This window comes from Bacillus sp. TH13 (assembly GCF_016651175.1).
GTDB classification, from domain to species: Bacteria; Bacillota; Bacilli; order Bacillales; family Bacillaceae_G; genus Bacillus_A; species Bacillus_A thuringiensis_S.
Genome location: NZ_JAEKEJ010000025.1, coordinates 1,480,730 through 1,502,795, shown reverse-complemented (window position 1 = coordinate 1,502,795; position 22,066 = coordinate 1,480,730). Strand labels below are relative to the sequence as shown.

Sequence of the window (22,066 nt, the reverse complement as noted above, 5' to 3'; positions counted from 1 at the left end):
GAGGGAGGGATGGAGTATGAATGTGTACGAATACCTTAATCACGTAAATTCTAAAGAAGATTTATTAAAATTCCTTGTATACCTCCAAAAGGATTTTAAAGTGAACAAAGATGAATGGGAGAATGTAGAGGTAGAGACTTATTTAGAGGCATTAAATGGTTGGTTAGGTGATTATGAAGGCGTTTATATAAATCAAGGGGAGAAGATTCCAGAAAATATTCCATGGAAGTTCATTGCTCAAATGTTACTTGCGGCAGCTCATTATGAATAAAATTAGATTTTTAAAAGATAGAATGGAGAAGATGTCATGATTAACCATAATAAAATTAAACAACTTTTAGCACATGTAGATCGTGCTGAGGATAATGAAATTGAGCTAGAGTATGAATCTGAACCTATGACGATAGAATTGTTTAATAGTGAAGAAATAGAAGAAGGGCAACTTGGTTATAGTTTTGATGAAGAAGGGCAAAGCTTAGCCGGGAATGAAGAAGGAGATTGGAAAGAAGGATGGATTGTAATCGGCATAGATTCATATCTTGGAGACCCGATTTTTGTAGATAGTAATGATGAGAATTGTCCAGTTTATACAGCTATGCACGGTGAGGGAGAATGGGAGAAAGAATGTATAGCGGAACGTATAGAAGATATTATTGAGAAAGTGAAGGGGAATGTGGGGTAAATAAACATAGTATTCCAACGTGATTAAGAGGGAGGAAATGTAGTATATATTCACTAAAAAAGATGTATAAAAATGATTTTGATGCATCCTTTTTAGTGAATATATAAAATAATTAACTTAGTGTATTAAAGGTATGATACATGATTATTTTAATATATTTAAAAGTAAAATGAAATAAGAAACGGATAATTGTCGGAATATATTCGATTTCCGTTCATTTTTATGAAATATGTGTACTTTTTGTTAGATTCCTTCATTTTGTACATATACAATAAATGTATATAGAAATAAGAAAAGGATGATGTACGTGAAGGACACTGTTTTACAAGAAACAATTTCTCCACAAGAATTACATAAAGTTGTTCAAAAGAATACAGCTTATTATGACTTTAAGTGGGGGAAAGTAGAAAATCCAGCGCAAGGGAATACATGGAATTGGGTAGCCTTTTTCTTCCCAACTTTTTGGTTAGCTTATCGTAAAATGTATAAGTTATTTATTATATTTGCGTTATTGGCTATACCTAGTATAGTTATACCCCCTTTTATAGATATTCCAGATGGGATTTATGTAACATTTAGTTTAGCTCTTCAATTAGGAATGATGATATTTACTGGATGGCAAGGAAACTGTTTATATTATAAGCATGCTGTTCGTGTTTTTCGTAAGGGAGAAGATGCGTCTGATCATGAGAAGGCGTATTTCTTACAATCAAAGGGTGGCGTTAGTGTAGCTGGTATGATTGGTTTACAGATTATAGTCGGGATTGTGTTTGGGTTAGCTGCGTTCGGGCTGTCCTTTTTACCAACTGAGCCGAATATTAAAAACGTTGTTCGTTCAAGTGATGAAGGGGTTACTTTAGAGATTATGACTGATAATCCAACTTGGAAGTTTGTGAAGAAAGAAAAAGATTATGACGTAGTAGAGTTTACTGGTTATGATTATACAGAGAAGAAAAACGTGAAAATTAAATTCGCTGTTTATTTCGATGAAGATTATTTCGAGTGGCAAGAGGTATATGAAAATAATAAAAAGTTAAGTGAAGAAGAAGTAGAAGAATATCAAATTTACATTGAAGAAAATAATTGGGGTTTCTAGAGGGAACTCGTTCATTTTGAAAAGAAGAATCTTGTGAAGGTTCTTCTTTTGTTTATTAGGGGGGAGAGAAATGATTTCAGCATTAATAGAAGCTCTAATAGAATCTATTAGTTTAAGTACGGGTTTACACACGAAAAAGATTGATGCTAACATACTTTACTTGCAGCAGTATGAATGGTTTCGAATGATATATGAAGACGAGAAGTATCGAAAGTTATTTATTACGAACTACAAAGTTCGCTAAGGGTTTGATTGCTCGTAAAAAAATAAAAATGCACAACGAAGATTTTTAAAATTAGTAGAAGAGCAAATGGAAAAAAGGCATACGAATTGAAATTTTGTAAAATACAATAAAAAATGAGAATTTGAGGTAGGGTTGTCAATAACGTGAGACTATGGCACTATAAAGAAATGCTATACAAATTTTATTTATCGAGATGTAAACATCAATTTTGATTTTTACGTATAAATAATGAACGGAGGAAATGAATTTATGGCTACTTTACCAAATTGTCCAAAATGTAATTCAGAATATACGTATGAGGATGGCGTTCTTTTCGTATGTCCAGAATGTGCTCATGAGTGGGGCCAAGACGCAGAAGCTGAAAATAATGATGGTGCAAAAGTTGTAAAAGATGCGAACGGAAACGTTCTTCAAGATGGCGATGCTGTTACTGTTATTAAAGATTTAAAAGTAAAAGGAACTTCTTCAGTTGTGAAGATCGGTACGAAAGTAAAGAGTATCCGTCTAGTTGATGGCGATCACGATATCGATTGCAAAATCGACGGTTTCGGAGCTATGAAGTTAAAATCACAGTTCGTTAAGAAGGCGTAGTAAATAGAAGAGGAGGCGAATAGCCTCCTCTTTTTATTATGTCACTTTTTGTCGGTAAATCGATATTTCGTACAAAATCGTTGATATATTCTGAGTTATGATAGATATATTTGAAAAATCGTTGATATATTGCAAGTTATGATAGATATATTGAAAAAATCGTTGATATAATTTCACTCACCGTGAACGGTGCATCATTTACCAAGCGAGAGGTACGATTCACTTCGCAGCATAGTCAACCTCTTTCAACTGACACCGCTTATTAAAGAACGTTTTATATCCAAGCTGTAAAAAGATAATGACAGCAAAGGCAGTACTTCCAGAAATACCGAGTATGATGGCAATTTGATATTGAATGGCTGTGAATGGTGATACACCGGATAATATTTGACCGGTCATCATGCCTGGTAAGCTTATAATTCCCATTCCGACCATAGAATTAATTGTTGGTAAAATAGCAGAGTCAAAAGCGTCTCGAATGAGCGGAGTAGCAGCTTCTTTCGGTGTTGCGCCGAGCATAAGTGCACCTTCAATTTGACCTCTTTGCGATTTCATATTGTTTAAGAACGTATTTGCTCCAAGAGAAACACCAGTCATGGCATTACCGACTAACATTCCCGTAATAGGGACGATATATTGCGGAGCATACCAAGGGTCATGACCGATAATAACAAAGATAAATAGTAGAAGTGGCCCAATTGATCCAGCGACCATGGAAAGGGCGGCTACTCGTTTTAATTCTTTAGACATTGGGATATTAACTCGTTTATAAATATTAAAAATTGCAAAGGTAGTAATAGAAGTAATGAGAGCAATTGTATAAAATGGATTACTGTTTTCAAATACGTATGTAAGGACATATGCAACAAGTACGAGCTGAATCGTCATACGGAATGTTGCGAGCGCGATTTGTTTTTCGCGAGGTATTCCTTTTAATTTTACAAGTCCAATTAAGATAAGGATAAAAATATAGGCAGCCGCCAGTTGCCAAATTTGGAGTTCAATAACGCCCTTCAATAGAGAGCACTTCCTTTCTAGTTGCACCGTTTGTTTTACTAATTTCAATAATGTCGTCTGCAATTTCTTCTGGAAGTTGTTGCGAGTGCGTGATGAAGATAACTGTTTTTTTCTTTTTTCGTGCTAGTTCAGTAAATTGTTTCATAACGCGGCGTTCTGTATCACTGTCTAGTGCTGAAGTGGGTTCATCTAATAAATAGACAGGCGGATCCATAAGTACAATACGAGCAAAGGCAAGTCTTTGTTTTTCACCGCCGGATAATGAGGTGGTGCTATCTTCTAATTGCTTGTCTAAGCTAACGGTTTGTAGTGCACTCCGCAGGGCATCATCATTTGGAAATGTTTTTTCAGCAAGACGAAGTCCCATTAATAGGTTGTCTTTAACGGTTCCATCAAAAATAGGTGGAGTTTGCCCAAGCATAACTACGTCACGACGTAATTGAATAGGCGGATAATCAGAAATTAATTTTCCGTTATATTCAATTGTACCGGATGTTGGAGATTGTAAATCGTTTAACATGCGGAGCAATGTACTTTTTCCGCTCCCACTCTCACCGATAATGCATGTGATTTTTTCATTTTTAATCTGTAAATAAGGAATGTGTAGGATATCTTTATATATAACGTCTTTTAATATAAACATAAATCGCTCCTTTCTGATTCTAGTTATATCGTATCAAAAAAGGGAGGATAATGGTTATAAAGAGCAACGTTTTTTCTTCATCTTGAGTTTTATTAATAAGTTAAGTAAACGATCTAATTCTTGGCTGAAAGAAATCACTTTATCATGAGTGAAGCCGTATCGTTCAACGAGATAGATTAACTCTTTCTTTTTCGCTTCTATTCGATTGTTTAGTTTCGATAAGTTCATAAGTTGAATGTAATGCCTCCTACAAAAGTATTTATCACATAAAAAATAAGACCGAATGAATTCGGTCTTAAAGGAAATAATAAGACAACTTACAAATAGCATACACTGTTTATCAATAGTTTTTAATATAAAAATGAAAAATAAATCATTATACATATTGAGAAAGATGTGTCTGATAATTTTTAAAAACTGATGCAAAGAGGCTGCCTACATAGTAGACAGCCTGTAAAGTATTAACCCTTATGATATTTGTACATCCAAAGAAGACCAGATTTTAATAATCTCGGTACACGTCCCATTAATGGTTGGTTTGCTAATAAACCAAAACCGTGCTTCTTACCAAGAGAACCGAGAACACCTTTTAATTTAATTACAGGTAGTTCGTCAGGAAGTGGTTCATTATTCCAACGTTTTAATAATATTTGGACAATTTGTTCTCCTTGACCTTCAGCAAGTTGGGCAGATGGTGCATGTGGAAGTGCTGCGCAATCTCCTACAACGTAAATGTGCTCGTTATTTGGAATATTATGATATTTAGTTAAGACAACCCGTCCGCTACCATCTTGTTCAACTGGAAGGTTTCGAACAACTTCATTTGCTTGAATACCAGCTGTCCAGACGATTGCATCACATTCAAGTGGTTCATCGTGGTTGTACACAATATTTGGTTCTACTTTTGTAATGTTAGAGTTTCGTATAATGTTAACTTTATGCTTTACAAACCATTCTTCTACATATCTACTTAATTTCTCTGGATATGGGAATAAAATTCTATCTTTTCGATCAAATAAATAGATTTTTAAATCAGAACGGCTTTCACGAAGTTCACTTGCTACTTCAACGCCACTTAAGCCAGCGCCAACAACAGCAACTGTTGCATTCGGTTCTAGACTATTTAATTGTTCATATGTCTTACGTGTTTGTTCAATCGATTGTAGACTGTGTGTATATTCCTTTGCTCCAGGAACGTTATGATATTTATCTTCACAGCCAAGTCCGATAATTAAATCATCATATTGGATTGCTTCGCCGCCATCAAGATGAACAGTTTTTTCTTCGAGATCAATATTTGTTATTGTGCCGTATTGAATATTAAGGCGTGGGTGCTCAGGAAACGGTATGCGAATATGAGTTTCTGAAATTGTACCCGCTACTAATGCATAATATTCAGTTTTGAAACAGTGGTATGGTACTTTGTCGATTAATGTCACTTGTACATCATCCGGAAGTTGGTTGCTTGGAAGTAGCCGCTGCAGAATTCTCATTCCCCCGTAGCCGCCACCTAGTATTACGAGGTGTTTCATGATGGATTACCCCTTTTCTGTTGAAATATCCCCTAATCATAAAATTATATATTAATAAAATATTTTGACTTTACTCAATCAAATTATATCGAATTTGTGAACAAATAACAATGCATGAATGAATACTCTGTTGTACAATAAGAAGAAAAGTAAAGTAAACTGTTTTTCCTTTGTAGTTACTCTTTCATTGGAAGTAGCATGTTATATAGAAGAAGTCATCTACTTTGAAGTGAAGTAATGAAGTAACTAAATAGTTTAGACTGTGTAACGAAAACAACAAGAAACAGCTTAGTTTTCTTCTTATAGATAAAGTGAAACTTTAATTGGTGGAGGTGTTCGTCCCACACTAATTATTAGCCTTCACAAATCGAGCATTTACGGACAGTTATCTCCCAACTAACTTCCTTGCATTCGCCGAATTTTGAGGTGGGAGTCTTACTGCCCGTTATGCAGGATAAAGTCAGAAGGTAATTTGTTTTGTAGTACAGGGGGGAGAATTTTGATTAAACCATTAATTGAATTTTGTGTAGGTAACCTTGCAAGTGGTTCACAAGCAGCTCTAGAAAAATTAGAAAAAGATCCGAATTTAGATGTAATGGAGTATGGTTGTTTAGGATATTGTGGTATTTGTTTTGAAGGACCGTTTGCACTTGTAAATGGTGAGGTTGTACAAGGTGCAACAGTAGAAGAGCTTGTTAATAATGTATATGAGTATTTGGATGAAAATCCAATGTTTTAAGGTGTTGCGAATGAGCAGCACCTTTTTCATTAGATAAAATGTTATTTCGTAGGGGAGGCTAATACTGATTATTAGCCTTCACCAATCGAAAATAGTGGGATAAATAAAAAAAAGGCCCTTTTTAGAAGGGCTTTTTTCTTACACAAGTTGTGTAAGAGTGGCTCATCGCCAAACGTTGTCAAATATGAGAAACGGGGGACATTCATATTGTGTTCTAAAAGCATGCATTTTATACTTAACATAACAAATTATTTTTGGAGTGAATATAAATGAGCCAATTTTCTTTTACAAAAATGCATGGTCTTGGCAATAGTTATATATATGTAAATATGTTTGAAGAGCAAATTCCTGAAGAAGATTTAGCTCTTGTGGCGGAAAAGGTTTCAAATATTAATACTGGTATTGGAGCAGACGGGATGATTTTAATTTGCCCTTCAGACGTAGCTCCTGTGAAAATGCGCATGTTTAATAATGATGGTTCTGAAGGAAAGAGCTGTGGTAACGGTTTACGCTGCGTAGCGAAATATGCGTATGAGCATAAACTAGTAGAAGAAACAATTTTCACAATTGAAACGTTAGCTGGTATTGTAACGGCTGAAGTAACAGTAAAAGATGGTGTCGTGACATTAGCGAAAATCGATATGGGAGCACCGCGTCTAACACGTGCAGAAATACCGATGCTTGGTGAAGGTGAAACACCATTTATTCGTGAAAACTTCTTATACAATAATCATCGTTATGCATTTACAGCTGTTTCAATGGGAAATCCGCATGCGGTTATTTTTGTTGATGATGTAGAAAAAGCACCTCTTACAACACTTGGACCAGTTCTCGAGACACATGAAATGTTTCCAGAGCGAGTAAATGTTGAGTTTATCGAAATTTTGAATGATGACGAGATGAACTTCCGCGTTTGGGAACGTGGATCTGGTGTAACGCAAGCTTGCGGAACAGGAGCGTGCGCTGCCGTTGTAGCTGCTATTTTAAATGGAAAGATGGAACGTGGTAAGGAAATTACAGTCCATTTAGCCGGCGGTGATTTAATGATTGCGTGGACTGAAGAAGGAAACGTGTTAATGAAAGGACCTGCGGAAGTAATTTGCCGCGGAGTGTATGAGTACAAGATAGAAGCGTAAAGATGTATAATAGAATGAGAACAGAAAGGATGGTGTATTTCATGATTGAAGTAACAGAACAAGCAGCTTTTCAAATTAAAGATATGTTAAAAGATGCTGAAGATGGAGAGAAGTACGTGCGCCTTGCTGTACACGGCGGCGGATGTACTGGCCTTTCTTACGGCTTAGGATTTGAAGTAGAACCAAAAGAAGACGACACAGTTCTTGAGTTTTTCGGTGTTGAATTTGTTATCGATACAGAAAGTGCTCCAATTGTTAAAGGAGTAAAAATTGACTATAAACAATCTATGCTTGGCGGCGGATTCACAATCGACAATCCAAACGCAATCGCATCATGCGGATGTGGATCATCTTTCCGTACAGCGACGAATGCTGGTAAGCCAGAAGAGTGCTAAGTTTTTAGCAGAAATAGAGAAAGACCTTTTTAGCGATGGGATAAAATCGTTAAGGAGGTCTTTTCTTTTGCCGTAAAAGCCTGATTGGTACGGGCTAATTAAAGTTTTACTTTATCTTTGCATAGATGCATGTATCAGCTAGTTGTTTACCGTCAGCTGAAAAATCTTCATTACGTAATACCCCTTCAAGTTCAAAGCCTAGTTTTTCAGGGATCATACGACTTTTCGTGTTATTAGATTCACATCGTATTTCAATCCTTCTAAATTTGAATAACTGAAATCCAAGGTTTGTTAACGCACTTACTGTTTCTGTCATATATCCACTGCCACTAAATTGCGTGTTAATCCAATATCCAATTTCGCATTTCGAAACCTTCCAATTAATTCGATGAAGGCTAGCCGTTCCAACAAAATCATTCGTCTCCTTGTGGTAGATAAGATAGCGAAAGCTTTCTCTTTTCAAAAAATCTATATGCGCATTTCTCAGGAGGATTTCCGTTTCTTCAACAGTAGGAATGGACTGGAATAAAGACAACCATTGCTTTAATTCACGAATTGAATCTTTAATAGCTTCGTGTACTACATTCCCTTCACCTGCTTGAAGTGGTGCTCGAAGAATGAGTCTATCTGTTTCTATTTGTAACGGAACATCTAATAAAATAGGATTCATATTATTTCTCCTCTCGAAACCTTTAAATTATGACAGAATGAAACTTATATCATAAAAAAACTTTCACCCAAAAGAAATAATCCTTGAGGACGAGAGTTGCAATTTATAATAAATGAATTGAAAAATACTTTATCTCACTAATAGAAAATCCCGTCACAGCATCACTATTAGTTATTATAGAACTGTGCGAAGTACAGGAATATAGTAAAGCTTATCTCCCATAAAGGAACCTCTCAAAAACGCGTAAACAATAAATATATATTCAATTCATCATTTAGAAATCCCTTTTCACATATTGAAAACTAAACTATCATTTGGTACAGCAGCATTAGGCTGTTAAACTAATGCATATGTTAATTAAATAAGGAATTATTATTTTTTAACCTGCTTTAAATTGAACGCATAATTCACGATTGATTATCTAAACGCAATCGCATCATGCAGATTTGGATCATCTTTCCGTACAGCGACGAATGCTGGTAAGCCAGAAGAGTGCTAAGTTTTTAGCCAAAATAGAAAAGACCTTTTTAGCGATAGAATAAAATCGTTAGAAAGGTCTTTTCTTTTGGCGTTACAACAGAAAATGCATGCAAAGTGACTTTTAAATTAAATTTTAATGTTATTATATACGGAATGTATGATAAGTATTGTTAATTCGAGTTTAATATTGTTCGTTTCGGACAATATTATGTAACAAAAATGTAAATGAATAGCAGAAATATACTATTTATTAGTTATATTTAATGTTAATATTTGTAACGAAGATGATTGGTGAGGGTTGATTAAAGTTTCATTTTATATAAAAAGGTGCATGAGGGAGAAGGCTATAGCAAGTTGTATAGAACTGAATAGTTCCGTATTAATTAAAATACGTTGATTACTAGATATTAAAAAAACACCAGGGGGATTAGAATGAAGTCATTTAAGAAAGTACTTATAGTAGGGGTGGCGTTGACTACAATATCGATTTTGGGAGCTTGTTCTAGCGATACAGACGTATTAACAAAAGTAGGAGTAAAGCAACCAGCGAAGGCGGAAGGTGACGTACTAAAAGATCAGAAGAAAACACCTATGACTACGAGCAAACGTGAAAGTATTAAAAATGAGGACGCTCCATCATCAAAGAAGCGTTATATTTCTCATGACGAATTTCAAAAGATTGAGGAAGGTATGACGTATACGGATATTCTTAATACGATTGACTACGGTGGTGAGAACATAAAACAGTATAATAACAATGAAAAACGCGTATTTTATACAGAAAAAGATACGGATGGTACATATGAAATTATGGTTGAATTAAATACATATGGTTACGTCGTGAATATTGAACGTAATGCTATAAAGGATCCAGATAAAGAGAATGAGGTATCTACGAAACGTAGTGAAGAGCCTGTAAAGGAATATGAAGAAAAAAACGATCGTGTACCGTGGTATAAAGATGTAAATAACGATTCGGCAGCAGTAAGTTACAATCACTATTTGAAAATCAAAAAAGGTATGCCCGCGAATCAGGTAAAAGCTGCAATTGGACAGCCACATGTGATTGAAAAATATAAATCTTATTCAGTATATGACTATACTGGTTATGGTGGAGAAGGATCATTACGTGTAATCTTTGAACCAAATGGAACTGTTACCGATGTAGTGGAAGACGGTTTACCACGATAATAAATTAGTTACGGGAAGAGTTGTAGTAAAGTTTTCGTTGATTTTATAAAGTTTTTGGTAGCATACCCGAATATAGGTGGAAAAATAATACTATTAGCTATGTTAACTATAGTATTTACCGAAGTTTCTTCCAAATTCAAAAGCGTTATTGTGAATGTTGTTGTCGTATTATTCTTGTTGGTATATACCGCAGTAGGGCAGCAATTGTAACTGGACGTAAAAGGACGCGGAGTAGTAGTAGCTTCCTTTTGAAAGAAGGAGGAAAATATGATGGAGGATATTTTTGAATTCATAGGGAGATACGTAATTAAACCTATTATTAGTTTAGTAAGATATCTTGTAATAGAGATTGTAATTGAGGGCGTAATAAACGGTATAAGGAAATTACGTGATAAGTGGCGAAATTGGCGTGAAAGACGTTATTGGCGGTAGTGTAGCTGATGAGGGTGCGAAACAAAAACGTTATACAGAAGTTATGAAGAAGTTTAATGAAATGATAGCATACGACCCGCATTTAGAATCCGTACTCGTTCCAATTGGTGATGGAATGACGATTTCTAAAGTGAAGAAATAATTATTATCTTACAAAAGTGTAATGTTCATGTCATGTTTTTGAATTTCTTCTTTAAGCTCCGGGCTTTAAGATAACAATATAAGAAAAAAACATGAGGTGAAGGAAATGAAAAGATATATTGCACTGTTTAGTATTTTAGTTGTATTCGCAAGTTTGTTAGTTGGTTGTGATATTAACCGTATGGGGAAAGATGAGTATTACGTTCAAATCACAGCTGATGGAATTGAAAAAAATGAGAAGTTTGATAACGGAGAGCCACATAAATATTTCGAGTATAAATTAAAAGGATTCGATAAAGGTGGAGAAGTAAAAGAATTAGAATTCACAGCTCCAAAAAATCTTCGTAAAGATGCATTCTTACGCGTATACAATTCAGATAAAAAAGGTGTAACAGCTTGGGAAGAAGTGAAAAAAGAAGAGCTTCCTGCGAAAGTGAAAGAAAAATTAAGTGTGAAATAAGACAGATAAAAAGGAATTGACGCACAGGGTCAATTCCTTTTTTGATTTTCAAAATCCTCTTCTGAAATGACTTTAAAGCCATGTCTTTTAAATAAAGCAGTTGTTACCCCGTAACCAGTTTGCTTATTCCCGTTAAATTCTCCAGTGTAAATCGTAGAACTACCACAAGATGGACTGCGTTCTTTCAAAATAATATATTCTGGGTGTAAATCTTTCATTTGTTCTAGAGCTTTATAAGCACCATTTACAAATGCTTCTGTGACATCTTCACCATCTTTTGTCATCACTTTCGCTTTTCCATCCAAAACGTCATCGCCATTCCCGCCAATAATTTCAGCGGAAGGACGAGGCGTTGGCAATCCTCCTAATACTTCAGGGCAAATGAGGACTGTATCTTCTTGTTGCAGTAACTCCTCTATTTTTGAAACGAGATTGTCATTGCCGTCATATCGACAAGCGATACCACCTAAACAAGCGCTAATTACGATCATATTTTCATCTCCATTAAAAAAATATTAAATTCCACGCCAAATTCTCTTCCTGCCTCTTACTTATAAATGAGGTGATATAAATGGGAAGCTTATATAATTTAATGAAACCATATAGTGAATTTCGAAGTAAAGAAGAGTTTAATACATATCAAAAACAAGTTTTGAAGTGCTACCGATTTCAATTGAATAAAACGGATGCTACCATTATTCATTTTTTAGGAAAGTATGCGGTGAATGAGAAACAAAAAACAGTAGGAGTCGCTTGTCCGTTAATGGAGACGATTGCGACTAATGTTGGAAAGAGTATTCGTACAGTACGCCGCTCAATTGCAAAGTTAGAGGAACTAGGAATTATAAAACGTGTTGCGACGAAAGAAAGGCATAAGCGCGGGGGATATAGTGCGAACTTATATGTTTTTCTTATATCTGCAATTGACCGCATGGATGACCGTATGAAAATGTCCGCTTGTAAAAGTGAGGAATATGCAGCTGGCTGTAGCAGAAAGGAACAAAAAAACGAGGGGGAAACAATTCTTTCTAAAAACATTCCACAAATAAAAGAGAATAGAAAAGTAACGTACGAGCTTGATGAGACGTATTGTCGCCATGATATACCGAAGCCTTTTATATACGCACTTCTGCCGATGACGAGTAATCCGAAGAAGATTAATATATTTTGGAGCAAGGTGGAACTTGCTTATAAGAAGAGCGGGTTACTAGAACAAGGTGTTTTACTAGAGCAAATATTAGCTGACGAAGAAGTGTATGGAAATTTAATTTGGCGCGTGAAAAGTGTTGTGAGAGCTTATAAATATGGGGAGATTCGTAAAGATGTTAGGGCACTTTTATACAGTACAGTGCGAGATTTATTTTTAGAGGTTGGATTAGAATGGGGAGCAGCACTGAGAAGAAGTAAGGGAATAACGTTATTTGATCCGTTTAAAAAGGAGCCATGCGTATAGCACATGACTCCAAGTAGTTAATCAAACTTTCTTACAACTGGAACACGAATCGCTACAAATAGTACGAAGACAATAACAGCTATTGCACCACTTTTCATAACGGTTACGATTGGAATTCCTATTGCAAGTGCAATGGATGTGAATGCATAAGAGAGCGGGATAAAGCCCATTGATGATAGCATAAGTAAACTCATTACGCGTCCCATCATCTCTTCTTTTACGGTTGCTTGAATCATTGCCATAAGCGGTACAATGGCCATTGCAATTGTAATACCATAAAACATGCCGGCTAATAATGCTTGCCAAAGTACGGTGCTAAAGTTGATGGATAAGAAGAATACACCAGACAGTAGCATCATGATAATACAAAATAGACCGCGTCTACGATTAATATTTTTTAAACCGACAATGACAGCACCGATTGCCATTCCGCCGCCTACAGATGCTTCTAAGTAACTAAACTGGAGCGAATCACCATGTAGCACGTTTTTAACAAAAAGCGGGAAACCAACTTGCATTGGGCCGATTAAAAATAAGTTTAAAAAAGCACTACAAATAAGGAAAGTTGAAAGGAATGGCGATTCTTTTACATATAAGATTCCTTCTTTAATGGAAGTGAACATACCTTTATCTGTATCTTTTAGTTCTGGCATCGTAAATTGTATTTTTTGAACGAGTATGGCCGCGACAATCAGTAATAAAATTGTAATGGAAAATATTGTCTCGTAGTTTGTGAATTTGATAAGAATTCCGCCAAGTACAGGGCCTAAGATGACCGATGCTTGGTTTGTCATTTGTGTAAGTGAGTTTGCTTGTGTTAAACGGCTTTTTTCTACCAATTCCGGTAAGATAGATCCATCTGCTGACCAGAAGAAAGCATCAGCAAGTCCAAAGAATAAAGCGAATAAAGCAAATGTATATAGTGTTACATCACCAACGATAAACCATGTGAGAATGGTTGCGACAAGAATCGCTCGAATAATATTGGAGTAAAACATAATGTTTTTTTTCGGGAATTTATCAGCTACAGCGCCGCCGATAATCATAAAAATAAGCCTTGGAACACTAAGAGCTACGAAAACAACACCGAGTGAAGCTTCAAGGTTTAATGTTTTTGCTATGTACCACGTTTGTGAAAAAGTAAAAAAGGCTAAAGCAAAGCTTGAAAAAAGAGTAGCCGCCCAAAGAAAAAGGAAATTCGTATTTTTTAATAACGGTTTTCCGCTTCCTTCTAAAGCAGTTTTATTTTGTTGTAGTTCCTCCATATTGCTTCCTTTCTATGTGACAAATTTAAACTAAAAAACCTGTAAACGCCTGATTGGTGAGGGCTAATACTCAATGGGAGATGCCCTTCGCTGAGTATAGTTTCACTTTATACAGTTTCTAATATTTCTATACTGCACTTTCTCATTGTAGACAATAATAATGAATTTGCACAGTAGCTATTTAACGACAAAAAAGAAGATACCAAATGGTATCTTCTTTTTTGTCGTTCAGGCTAATGCAATATAAATATCCAATTGTACGTTGGTTGGATCTGTTGCTTTTTCATCATAAAGCTCAAAGTCTGTTGTAAAAGCACGTTTATTTTCTTTCGACCATTTCCAAATATATTCCCAAGCTTCGCAAACGACTTCAGCAACTGGTCCCTTTCTCGTTGTAAATACCGCATACGTAGCGGCGGGTATTGTTAAAGTTGTCATATTTTCAGGAACGTCTTTTAGTGAAGAAACGGGCATACCGATTGTAAATGTATATGTACCAGTTTCATCTGACTCGTAGTTTGAATAGAAAGCGAGTGTTTCTTTCGTTTGTTGATTTGGGATGTGATGCATCATTTGTTCTTGAAAGTATCGGTTCCAAAGTTGTGGAATGTTTCCTTCAGTAGATGCCTCTTTTTCATTAGTCGTCGTAACCGAAACGCCGATTGCTTGGAAAGCTTCTTTTTTTACGATAATAGGTTCTTTCATCTTTAAAATATCCCCCTTATTGAATAGAACGTTTGTTCTGTTTTATTGTAACATATTTTGGAAGGATACGGTAGCACAATAATAAAAAACTCCTTCGCGTAAAAGGAGTTCTTTTCATTGCTATATTAAAACATACTTGAGCTATGCATCGGTTGAAGTTTTGCATTTGGATCGAAGTAAGCTTTTGCATTGTTTACTGCTGTCGGTGCTTCGCCAAATCCACAAGCGATAAGTTTTACTTTTCCTTCATATGTACAAATGTCACCAGCAGCGTAAATGCCAGGAATATTCGTTTCCATTTTTGAATTCACAAGGATGCTATTTTTTTGTATATCTAAGCCCCAGTTTTTAATTGGACCAAGAGAAGAAACGAAGCCGTAGTTTACAATTACGTCATCAACATCGATGATAACTTTTTCTTCAGTTTTTACGTGCTGAAGAACGACTTGTTCAATTTTGTCATCACCAATGAGTTCAACTGGAACATACGGTGTACTTACTTCTGCACGAGAATTCATTAAGTTTTCGACGCTATGTTCATGTGCACGGAATTTATCACGGCGATGAACGATTGTAACTTTTTCAGCAATCGGTTCTAACATCATCGTCCAGTCTACTGCTGAGTCGCCACCGCCAAATACTACGACGCGCTTGCCAGCAAATTTATTCATATCATCAACGAAATAATGTAAGTTTTTCTTTTCGTATTTTGCTGTACCTTCTAATTCTAAGCGGCGTGGTTGGAAAGCACCATTGCCGGCAGTAATAATGACTGATTTAGAATAGTGAGTTTGTTTATTCGTAACAAGTTTAAATATACCATCAGCTTGTTTTTCAAGCGTATCAACCGCTTCTTCTAAGCAAATGGTTGGATCAAATTTCTTCATTTGCTCTTTTAAGTTATCAACTAATTCTTGTGCACGCACTTTTGGAAATCCAGCCACATCATAAATGTATTTTTCAGGGTAGAGTGCGGATAATTGTCCTCCAAGTTGAGGTAAGCTTTCAATGATTTTTACACTTGCTTGTCTCATACCGCCATAAAATGCTGTGAACAGTCCCGTTGGACCACCACCAATAATTGTTATGTCGTAAACTTTTTGATTTTCTGCCACTTTCATTCCCCCTATAGATGGAATTTTGATATTGATTTCATATATTGTTCATATGTACACGAAAATCCTGCAAATGATGACACTTTCAAATAAATGATAGCATATTTGAGTTCATAATACTTCTGAAAACGACTGAATTGTGTGTAAGTTTTCGCATAGGTTCCTTTTTATTGTATAAAATATGCAGAAAGGAAAATACATGAAAAAAAGGCTGAAAAACCCTTGAAAACGCTATGTTATTTTAAAATATTGATAATTCGCCAGATGCTTGAATTCTGGAATAAAACCGACTAATATAGGGAAGTATTATGTTAAATTTCTATGACAAAATTCGTACGATTTTTTGACTGCGTTTTGTTATGATATAGAATGTGATAAATTCCACATTCTTGACAAATAGAGTTTTTAGTACTTGGTATTATTTCTCATTACTATTATATAAAGAAAAGGGTTGTGATTTGGTGAAGACTCCAAAAATCGTAGTTTTAGGTGCAGGTTATGGCGGGATGATTACGACTGTTCGTCTGCAAAAAGCATTATCTGTAAATGAAGCTGAAATTACGTTAGTAAACAACAACAGCTATCACTACCAAGCGACTTGGTTACACGAGAGCGCAGCTGGTACATTACAAGATGAAAAAATCTGTCTAGATATTCAAGACGTTATTGATACAAATAAAGTGAACTTTGTACAAGACACAGTAGTAGAAATTAAAGCTGCTGAAAAACGCATTATCTTAAAAGACGGCGAGTTAGAGTATGACTACTTAGTAATCGGTCTTGGTTTCGAATCAGAAACATTCGGAATTACAGGATTAAAAGAGCATGCATTCTCAATCGCTAACATTAATGCAACTCGTGAAATTCGTGAGCATATGGAAGCTAGTTTCGCTAAATATGCAGATGAAAAGCGCGATGAGTTAGTAACAATCGTTGTTGGTGGTGCTGGATTTACTGGTATCGAGTACGTAGGTGAGCTTGCAAACCGTGTTCCTGAACTTTGTAAACAGTACAATGTACCACGTGAAAAAGCACGTATCATCTGTGTAGAAGCGGCTCCAACAGCACTTCCAGGTTTCGATCCAGCATTAGTAGAATACGCTGTAAAACAACTTGAGAAAAAAGGCGTAGAATTCCGCATCGGTACAGCAATTAAAGAAGCAACTGAAGAAGGAATTATCGTTGCAAATGGCGATGATACTGAATTAATTAAGTCTGAAACAGTAGTTTGGGCTGCAGGTGTTCGTGGTAATGGTATTGTGGAAGAGTCTGGATTTGAAGCAATGCGCGGACGTGTAAAAGTTGATGAGTACATGCACGCTCCAGGATACGAAGAGGTATTCATGGTTGGTGATGCAGCGTTAATCATTAACGAAGAAATTAACCGTCCATACCCACCAACAGCACAAATTGCAATTCAACAAGGTTACAACATTGCACACAACTTAACTGTATTAGTTCGTGGCAAGGGCGAAATGAAAAAATTCGCATTTGATAATAAAGGATCTGTATGTTCTTTAGGTCATGACGATGCAATGGGCGTTGTTATGGGTAAAAAGTTAACAGGTTGGAAAGCTTCCTTCATGAAAAAAGTAATCGATAACCGCTACCTATTCTTATTAGGTGGACCTTTATTAGTTCTTAAAAAAGGTAAATTAAAGTTCTTTTAATATATAGTAGAAAAAGCAGAAACGGCTAAGCGCTGTTTCTGCTTTTTTTCGTATAATACATGTTTTCGATATAACAATAGAAAGATGGGGGAAATGTTTTTTTGAACATTGCCGTATCATGAAATGGATGAATCCAATGTTTTATTTTCTTCATAATTACATTCCTGTATCTTGATATTTTTTTGTTAACAGTATATCGACAAAATGGGTTTTTTCACTTTTTGAAAAAAGGAAATTTCACAGCAAATTAAAAAGTATAGTATAATATATAGAAAAGAAAGAATATTCTGTCCGTTCGGATGGAGGAGGATGCATCATGGGGAAGCGCGGGAAAGTATGGTTAGCTGTTAGTGGCCTAGTAGCTACAAAAGATGGCAGGTGGCTATTCGTTAAGAAGAAATACAGTGGGTTAAAAGGGAAATGGTCTTTACCGGCTGGTTTTGTAAATGAAGGTGAGACAGTTGATGAAGCTGTGAAACGCGAAGTGTTAGAAGAGACAGGCATTGTTGCTCATGTGAAGGGGATCATTGGTGTTCGATCGGGTGTTATTCGTGATGAAATTAGTGATAATATGATTATTTTCCTTTTGGAGCCTGAAGGAGAAAATATTATTGTACAGGAGAAAGAATTGTCTGAAGTGGCGTTCTTACATCCGGAGAAGATTGCGGACGATCCGAATACGTCTGTGCTTATTAAATATTTGTTAGAAGGAAGATCAGAACTACATCTTGAAGTGGACAAAACATTAAATCCAGGAGAACCATTTGGTTATACAGCTTATCACGTATTTACGGCATGTGCGAAGGAGAGGGAAAAAGAGTGAGTATACCGGTACTACTTATTTCAATGATGTTATTCTTTATTTTGTTCTTTGGAATTGGATTTTTACTCAACATGATTTTGCGAGCTACATGGGTAATGGTTATTGTGTATCCGATTGTTTGTATGCTTATTATTAATAAAGCGAGTATGTGGGATTATTTTTCAAAGCCGAAAGAGACATTTTCTTCATTTGGGACAAGTGTATCGCACTTAGGACAAGCAGACTTATTTATTCTATCTACTGGATTAGTAGGGGCTGCTTTAGCAGGAGTCGTGATTAAGAAACTTCGGAAAAGCGGATATCAAATGTTTTAATCTCCAATTCATTTGGAGATTATTTTTTTGCATATTCCTTCATCGTATAGGGAATGATTAACGATGAAGGAGTGTGGAATATAAAAATGTTAAAACGATATTGTATTCGCATTATGATGACTTGTTTACTTGCAATTGCATTATGCGTAACATGGAATGCTTTCACAGGAGTTTCTCTATTAGAGATTGTAAAGAAATATGAGGGAACGAGTGCAAAAGAAGTACATGCAGCAGAAGTTAAGAGAAATGTTGCTCCGAGTAAAGAAGTGATAAATGCTTTAGAGCAGGCAAACGACTGGTCTAAATATCGTTCAATTGAAATGACTGCAACAGGTTATACATCGGGGATTGAGTCAACTGGTAAGAGGCCAGGGCATCCAGAGTATGGTATTACATATTCAGGTGTTAAAGTAAAAAGGGATTTATATTCCACAATTGCTGCGGACTTACGCGTATTCCCGATTGGAACGATTCTCTTCGTGCCAGGTTACGGGTATGGTGTAGTAGCTGATAAGGGCGGTGCAATAAAAGGAAACCGTCTTGATCTATATTATGATACGGTGAAAGATGTTTATAGCCAATGGGGTAAGAAAAAAGTAAATGTGTATGTAGTAAAAGTAGGAAATGGTAAGTTTACAGAAGAAGAGTTAACGATGTTAAATCAAGACGAAACGATGCAAGTGTTTCGTGGTCAATATTTAAAACAAAGATAGTCTAGTCGTAATTACGCTAGACTTTTTTTCTTGGCTTATTTCATAACAGAGGAGATTTTACACGTCATATAACTGTAGTTAGAATTATCGCATTTTATCGAAAATAAAGTTATAATGGTGGTAGAGAAATTTAGGGGGTCTGAACATGTTTCAAGTACAAAAAGAATTAGCAGGTCATGAAGTAGTGATTGTTGCTCTATTTGAAGAAGAGAAAATGAGTAGTTTTGTACAAGAACTGGACAAAGCGTTTGAAGGACAATTACAAGTTTTACTAGAAGAGAAAGAATTATCTACGAAGAAAAAGGCCATTTCGAAAGTACATAGCTTAGGAAAAACAAATGTGAAACGTTATTACTTTGTTGGTTTAGGAAAGAAAGAGTCTTACACGACAGAAACGTTACGTGCGGCTCTTGGAAAAGCGTTTAAAACATTACAAGTAGCAAAAGTACAAGATGCAGCAATCTTACTTGATTCTTTCGTAACAGAGAAATTAGACGCGATTGATGTCGCTCATATTGCAGCAGAGGTACAAGGCCTTGGTACATATGAGTTACAAACGTATAAATCAGATAAAAAGGATCGTGTAGAGTTAGAGAAGTTCACGGCTATTACAGCGGAAGATGCACAAGAAATTGAAGCCGCATTAACAGTTGGCTACGTACATGGACGTGCAACAAATTCGGCTCGTACACTTGTAAATATGCCGCCAAACGTATTAACAGCGACAAAGCTTGCTGAGTATGCTGTTGAGTTAGCGGAGAAGTATGATATGGACTATAAAGTTCTTGAGAAAGAAGAGATGGAAGATCTTGGTATGGGTGCGTTACTTGCAGTAAACCAAGGTAGTACAGAGCCGCCAAAAATGATTGCTCTTATTTATAAAGGAAAAGAAGAGTGGACGGATGTCATTGGATTCGTTGGAAAAGGTATTACATACGATACAGGTGGTTATTCTTTAAAACCACGTGAAGGCATGGTTGGTATGAAAGGTGATATGGGCGGTGCAGCTGCTGTATTAGGTGCGATGGAAATTATCGGAGAACTGCGCCCAGAAAAAAATGTGATCGCTGTTATTCCTTCAACTGATAACGTTGTAAGTGGTACGGCATTTAAGCCAGACGATGTAATCAAATCTATGAGCGGAAAGACAATTGAAGTATTAAATACGGATGCAGAAGGTCGTCTAGCTTTAGCTGACGGTATTACGTATGCGAAAAAACTTGGTGCAAACTATCTTGTTGATGTTGCAACATTAACAGGCGGTGTAATTGTTGCACTTGGAAACTATACGACAGGCGCAATGACAAATAATAAAGAGTTATTTGAGCAAGTGCTAGAGGCTTCTATGGAAACAGATGAGCCAATTTGGCAACTACCGATTTTTGATCGTGATAAAGAACGTGTGAGAAACAGTAAGTTTGCTGATTTAAATAACTCACCAGGCCGTGAAGGACATGCGGTTATGGCAGGTACATTCCTAGGCGAATTCGCTGAAGATACACCGTGGGTACACTTAGATATCGCTGGAACATCAGAAACAAAAGGCGCGCACGACTTAGGTCCAGCTGGAGCAACTGGTGCAATGGTACGTACACTTGCAACACTTGTGGAGCGTTTCGGAGAAGAATAAGAGTATAAGTGAAGACTGTTCCAATATTTTGGAACAGTCTTCTTTTTTATAGGTTTGTTTATCCAGCTATTTGCCGGGCAGTAAGACCCTCAATTCAAAATTCAGCGGAAGCAAAGAAGTTAAGTGTGGATTGAGCTGCTCGTAAACGCTTGATTGGTGAGGGCTGATTAAAGTTTCACTTTATAAAGAAATCGTATACAAAATCCCATTTAAGGCAAAAGAAGTACGGCCCGTTTCTTCAGAGACAACTAATATAAGTGCATCACTCTTTTCTGATAAGCCAATTGCAGCTCTGTGACGTGTTCCCAGCTCAGGATCAACTTCTGTACTTTTCGTTAAAGGAAGAATATTAGCAGCTGAGACAATATGATTATTTTTTACCAGAACGGCACCGTCATGAAGAGGGTTACCTGGATAAAATATTGATTCGAGTAATGGTGCAGTTAAATGAGCGTTTAATGTCGTTCCAGTTTGAATGAAAGCTTCAAGCGTCTCGTTTCGTTCTACAACGATAAGAGCACCATGTTTTCTGGCGCTTAAATGTTGGATAGCTGTTGTAATAAAAGATGAACTTTCCGTATAAGGTGATAAATATGCTTGAATATAGTATGTAGCTGCCAATGTTTGTACATTTGCCAACATATGATGAATATCTTCCATTTTGCATAAAATGCATTCATCTTCTTTATCGATTGCGTTCCTCATAATCGATAGTTCTCTTTCAGCAATTTCAATCATTTGTTTTGTTTGTATTTTGAGCTCTTCTGACAAGCCCCATTCGTGCATAATCCTCATTCCCTTTAGTGGAGTATTTAACAATAGTGTATACAAATATTCCTAGTAAAATCCTGCTAGATTTTATAAAATATTGAGATACAGCATGTTTTTTTCATATAATAAAGGTATGACGAGCGAGAGGAGAGAGAAGA

27 protein-coding genes and 2 pseudogenes are annotated in these 22,066 nt (G+C 36.0%); 19 read left to right on the top strand and 10 right to left on the bottom strand.

Features of this window, described 5'->3' with window-relative positions:
* The first annotated feature begins 16 nt into the window (after positions 1-16).
* The 5 genes and pseudogenes from JFU02_RS16175 to phnA all read left to right on the top strand — a co-directional run bounded on the left by JFU02_RS16175 (position 17) and on the right by phnA (position 2,613).
* Entirely contained in the window at positions 17-271 is a 255-nt protein-coding gene (locus JFU02_RS16175) for a DUF7660 family protein (RefSeq protein ID WP_001103708.1), read from the top strand.
* 36 nt (positions 272-307) lie between these two features.
* Positions 308-682: a hypothetical protein gene (locus tag JFU02_RS16170; RefSeq protein WP_000607082.1), complete on the top strand. Its 375-nt coding sequence runs from the start codon at positions 308-310 to the stop codon at positions 680-682.
* A gap of 298 nt (positions 683-980) precedes the next feature.
* A complete protein-coding gene (locus JFU02_RS16165) occupies positions 981-1,778 on the top strand; it encodes a DUF2628 domain-containing protein (RefSeq protein WP_003308141.1) in 798 nt (265 codons plus the stop codon).
* Positions 1,779-1,848: 70 nt separating this feature from the next.
* A pseudogene (locus JFU02_RS16160) lies at positions 1,849-2,112 on the top strand (hypothetical protein).
* 159 nt (positions 2,113-2,271) lie between these two features.
* Positions 2,272-2,613: an alkylphosphonate utilization operon protein PhnA gene (gene phnA, locus JFU02_RS16155; protein WP_000212735.1), complete on the top strand. Its 342-nt coding sequence runs from the start codon at positions 2,272-2,274 to the stop codon at positions 2,611-2,613.
* Positions 2,614-2,832: 219 nt separating this feature from the next.
* On the opposite strand, the gene JFU02_RS16150 is transcribed toward phnA, so the two are convergent.
* The 4 genes from JFU02_RS16150 to JFU02_RS16135 form a co-directional block, all read right to left on the bottom strand.
* Complete coding sequence (locus JFU02_RS16150) at positions 2,833-3,630, bottom strand: ABC transporter permease (RefSeq protein WP_000679262.1); 798 nt, start codon at positions 3,628-3,630, stop codon at positions 2,833-2,835.
* Positions 3,614-4,273, bottom strand: coding sequence for an ABC transporter ATP-binding protein (locus tag JFU02_RS16145; protein ID WP_098291674.1), 660 nt, complete (start codon positions 4,271-4,273; stop codon positions 3,614-3,616). The genes JFU02_RS16150 and JFU02_RS16145 overlap by 17 nt, the downstream gene beginning before the upstream one ends.
* Positions 4,274-4,327: 54 nt before the next feature.
* Positions 4,328-4,501: an aspartyl-phosphate phosphatase Spo0E family protein gene (locus JFU02_RS16140; protein ID WP_001054088.1), complete on the bottom strand. Its 174-nt coding sequence runs from the start codon at positions 4,499-4,501 to the stop codon at positions 4,328-4,330.
* A 233-nt stretch (positions 4,502-4,734) separates the two neighbouring features.
* Complete coding sequence (locus JFU02_RS16135; protein WP_098867220.1) at positions 4,735-5,805, bottom strand: NAD(P)/FAD-dependent oxidoreductase; 1,071 nt, start codon at positions 5,803-5,805, stop codon at positions 4,735-4,737.
* Between the two features lie 499 nt (positions 5,806-6,304).
* Between JFU02_RS16135 and JFU02_RS16130 the strand changes: the two genes are divergently transcribed.
* The 3 genes from JFU02_RS16130 (at position 6,305) to JFU02_RS16120 (ending at position 8,075) form a co-directional block, all read left to right on the top strand.
* The gene (locus JFU02_RS16130) at positions 6,305-6,544 is read left to right on the top strand and encodes a YuzB family protein (RefSeq protein WP_000595026.1); all 240 of its coding nucleotides are present in this window, start codon (positions 6,305-6,307) and stop codon (positions 6,542-6,544) included.
* A gap of 269 nt (positions 6,545-6,813) precedes the next feature.
* Entirely contained in the window at positions 6,814-7,680 is an 867-nt protein-coding gene (dapF, locus tag JFU02_RS16125; RefSeq protein WP_000077389.1) for a diaminopimelate epimerase, read from the top strand.
* A gap of 41 nt (positions 7,681-7,721) precedes the next feature.
* The gene (locus JFU02_RS16120; protein WP_000573830.1) at positions 7,722-8,075 is read left to right on the top strand and encodes a HesB/IscA family protein; all 354 of its coding nucleotides are present in this window, start codon (positions 7,722-7,724) and stop codon (positions 8,073-8,075) included.
* 106 nt (positions 8,076-8,181) lie between these two features.
* On the opposite strand, the gene JFU02_RS16115 is transcribed toward JFU02_RS16120, so the two are convergent.
* Complete coding sequence (locus JFU02_RS16115; protein WP_001068201.1) at positions 8,182-8,745, bottom strand: GNAT family N-acetyltransferase; 564 nt, start codon at positions 8,743-8,745, stop codon at positions 8,182-8,184.
* A gap of 406 nt (positions 8,746-9,151) precedes the next feature.
* On the opposite strand from JFU02_RS16115, the pseudogene JFU02_RS16110 reads away from it, so the two are divergent.
* From JFU02_RS16110 to JFU02_RS16090, 5 genes and pseudogenes are all read left to right on the top strand, one after another.
* Positions 9,152-9,244, top strand: a pseudogene (locus JFU02_RS16110) (iron-sulfur cluster assembly accessory protein); the annotation flags it as partial.
* Positions 9,245-9,657: 413 nt separating this feature from the next.
* On the top strand, positions 9,658-10,416 hold the full coding sequence (locus JFU02_RS16105) for a hypothetical protein (RefSeq protein ID WP_000834578.1): 759 nt from the start codon (positions 9,658-9,660) through the stop codon (positions 10,414-10,416).
* Between the two features lie 270 nt (positions 10,417-10,686).
* Positions 10,687-10,848 carry a hypothetical protein gene (locus JFU02_RS16100; protein WP_170959185.1) on the top strand — a complete coding sequence of 54 codons (162 nt, stop codon included), beginning with the start codon at positions 10,687-10,689 and terminating at the stop codon, positions 10,846-10,848.
* Positions 10,805-10,990 (top strand): O-methyltransferase, encoded by a 186-nt coding sequence (locus tag JFU02_RS16095; protein ID WP_003308144.1) that lies wholly within the window; start codon positions 10,805-10,807, stop codon positions 10,988-10,990. The genes JFU02_RS16100 and JFU02_RS16095 overlap by 44 nt, the downstream gene beginning before the upstream one ends.
* A gap of 105 nt (positions 10,991-11,095) precedes the next feature.
* Positions 11,096-11,449 carry a YxeA family protein gene (locus JFU02_RS16090; protein ID WP_000833125.1) on the top strand — a complete coding sequence of 118 codons (354 nt, stop codon included), beginning with the start codon at positions 11,096-11,098 and terminating at the stop codon, positions 11,447-11,449.
* Positions 11,450-11,478: 29 nt separating this feature from the next.
* Here JFU02_RS16090 and JFU02_RS16085 read toward each other — a convergent pair whose 3' ends face one another.
* On the bottom strand, positions 11,479-11,940 hold the full coding sequence (locus JFU02_RS16085; protein ID WP_000635499.1) for a 2-thiouracil desulfurase family protein: 462 nt from the start codon (positions 11,938-11,940) through the stop codon (positions 11,479-11,481).
* Between the two features lie 80 nt (positions 11,941-12,020).
* On the opposite strand from JFU02_RS16085, the gene JFU02_RS16080 reads away from it, so the two are divergent.
* Entirely contained in the window at positions 12,021-12,902 is an 882-nt protein-coding gene (locus tag JFU02_RS16080; protein WP_000535252.1) for a helix-turn-helix domain-containing protein, read from the top strand.
* A 17-nt stretch (positions 12,903-12,919) separates the two neighbouring features.
* On the opposite strand, the gene JFU02_RS16075 is transcribed toward JFU02_RS16080, so the two are convergent.
* From JFU02_RS16075 to JFU02_RS16065, 3 genes are all read right to left on the bottom strand, one after another.
* Entirely contained in the window at positions 12,920-14,167 is a 1,248-nt protein-coding gene (locus tag JFU02_RS16075; RefSeq protein WP_061666010.1) for an MFS transporter, read from the bottom strand.
* A gap of 228 nt (positions 14,168-14,395) precedes the next feature.
* Complete coding sequence (locus tag JFU02_RS16070) at positions 14,396-14,872, bottom strand: GyrI-like domain-containing protein (protein WP_000662575.1); 477 nt, start codon at positions 14,870-14,872, stop codon at positions 14,396-14,398.
* A gap of 125 nt (positions 14,873-14,997) precedes the next feature.
* Complete coding sequence (locus JFU02_RS16065; RefSeq protein WP_000829773.1) at positions 14,998-15,987, bottom strand: NAD(P)/FAD-dependent oxidoreductase; 990 nt, start codon at positions 15,985-15,987, stop codon at positions 14,998-15,000.
* A 461-nt stretch (positions 15,988-16,448) separates the two neighbouring features.
* On the opposite strand from JFU02_RS16065, the gene JFU02_RS16060 reads away from it, so the two are divergent.
* The 5 genes from JFU02_RS16060 (at position 16,449) to pepA (ending at position 21,137) form a co-directional block, all read left to right on the top strand.
* A complete protein-coding gene (locus JFU02_RS16060; protein ID WP_000856602.1) occupies positions 16,449-17,657 on the top strand; it encodes an NAD(P)/FAD-dependent oxidoreductase in 1,209 nt (402 codons plus the stop codon).
* A gap of 316 nt (positions 17,658-17,973) precedes the next feature.
* On the top strand, positions 17,974-18,480 hold the full coding sequence (locus JFU02_RS16055) for an NUDIX hydrolase (RefSeq protein WP_000517994.1): 507 nt from the start codon (positions 17,974-17,976) through the stop codon (positions 18,478-18,480).
* Positions 18,477-18,794 carry a YuiB family protein gene (locus JFU02_RS16050; RefSeq protein WP_000027012.1) on the top strand — a complete coding sequence of 106 codons (318 nt, stop codon included), beginning with the start codon at positions 18,477-18,479 and terminating at the stop codon, positions 18,792-18,794. The genes JFU02_RS16055 and JFU02_RS16050 overlap by 4 nt, the downstream gene beginning before the upstream one ends.
* An 86-nt stretch (positions 18,795-18,880) precedes the next feature.
* A complete protein-coding gene (locus JFU02_RS16045; protein ID WP_000920103.1) occupies positions 18,881-19,507 on the top strand; it encodes a 3D domain-containing protein in 627 nt (208 codons plus the stop codon).
* Between the two features lie 145 nt (positions 19,508-19,652).
* Positions 19,653-21,137, top strand: coding sequence for a cytosol aminopeptidase (pepA, locus tag JFU02_RS16040; protein ID WP_086406394.1), 1,485 nt, complete (start codon positions 19,653-19,655; stop codon positions 21,135-21,137).
* 180 nt (positions 21,138-21,317) lie between these two features.
* Here the strand turns inward: pepA and cdaS are convergent, their stop codons facing one another.
* On the bottom strand, positions 21,318-21,923 hold the full coding sequence (cdaS, locus tag JFU02_RS16035) for a sporulation-specific diadenylate cyclase CdaS (RefSeq protein WP_000545255.1): 606 nt from the start codon (positions 21,921-21,923) through the stop codon (positions 21,318-21,320).
* Positions 21,924-22,066 lie beyond the last annotated feature (143 nt).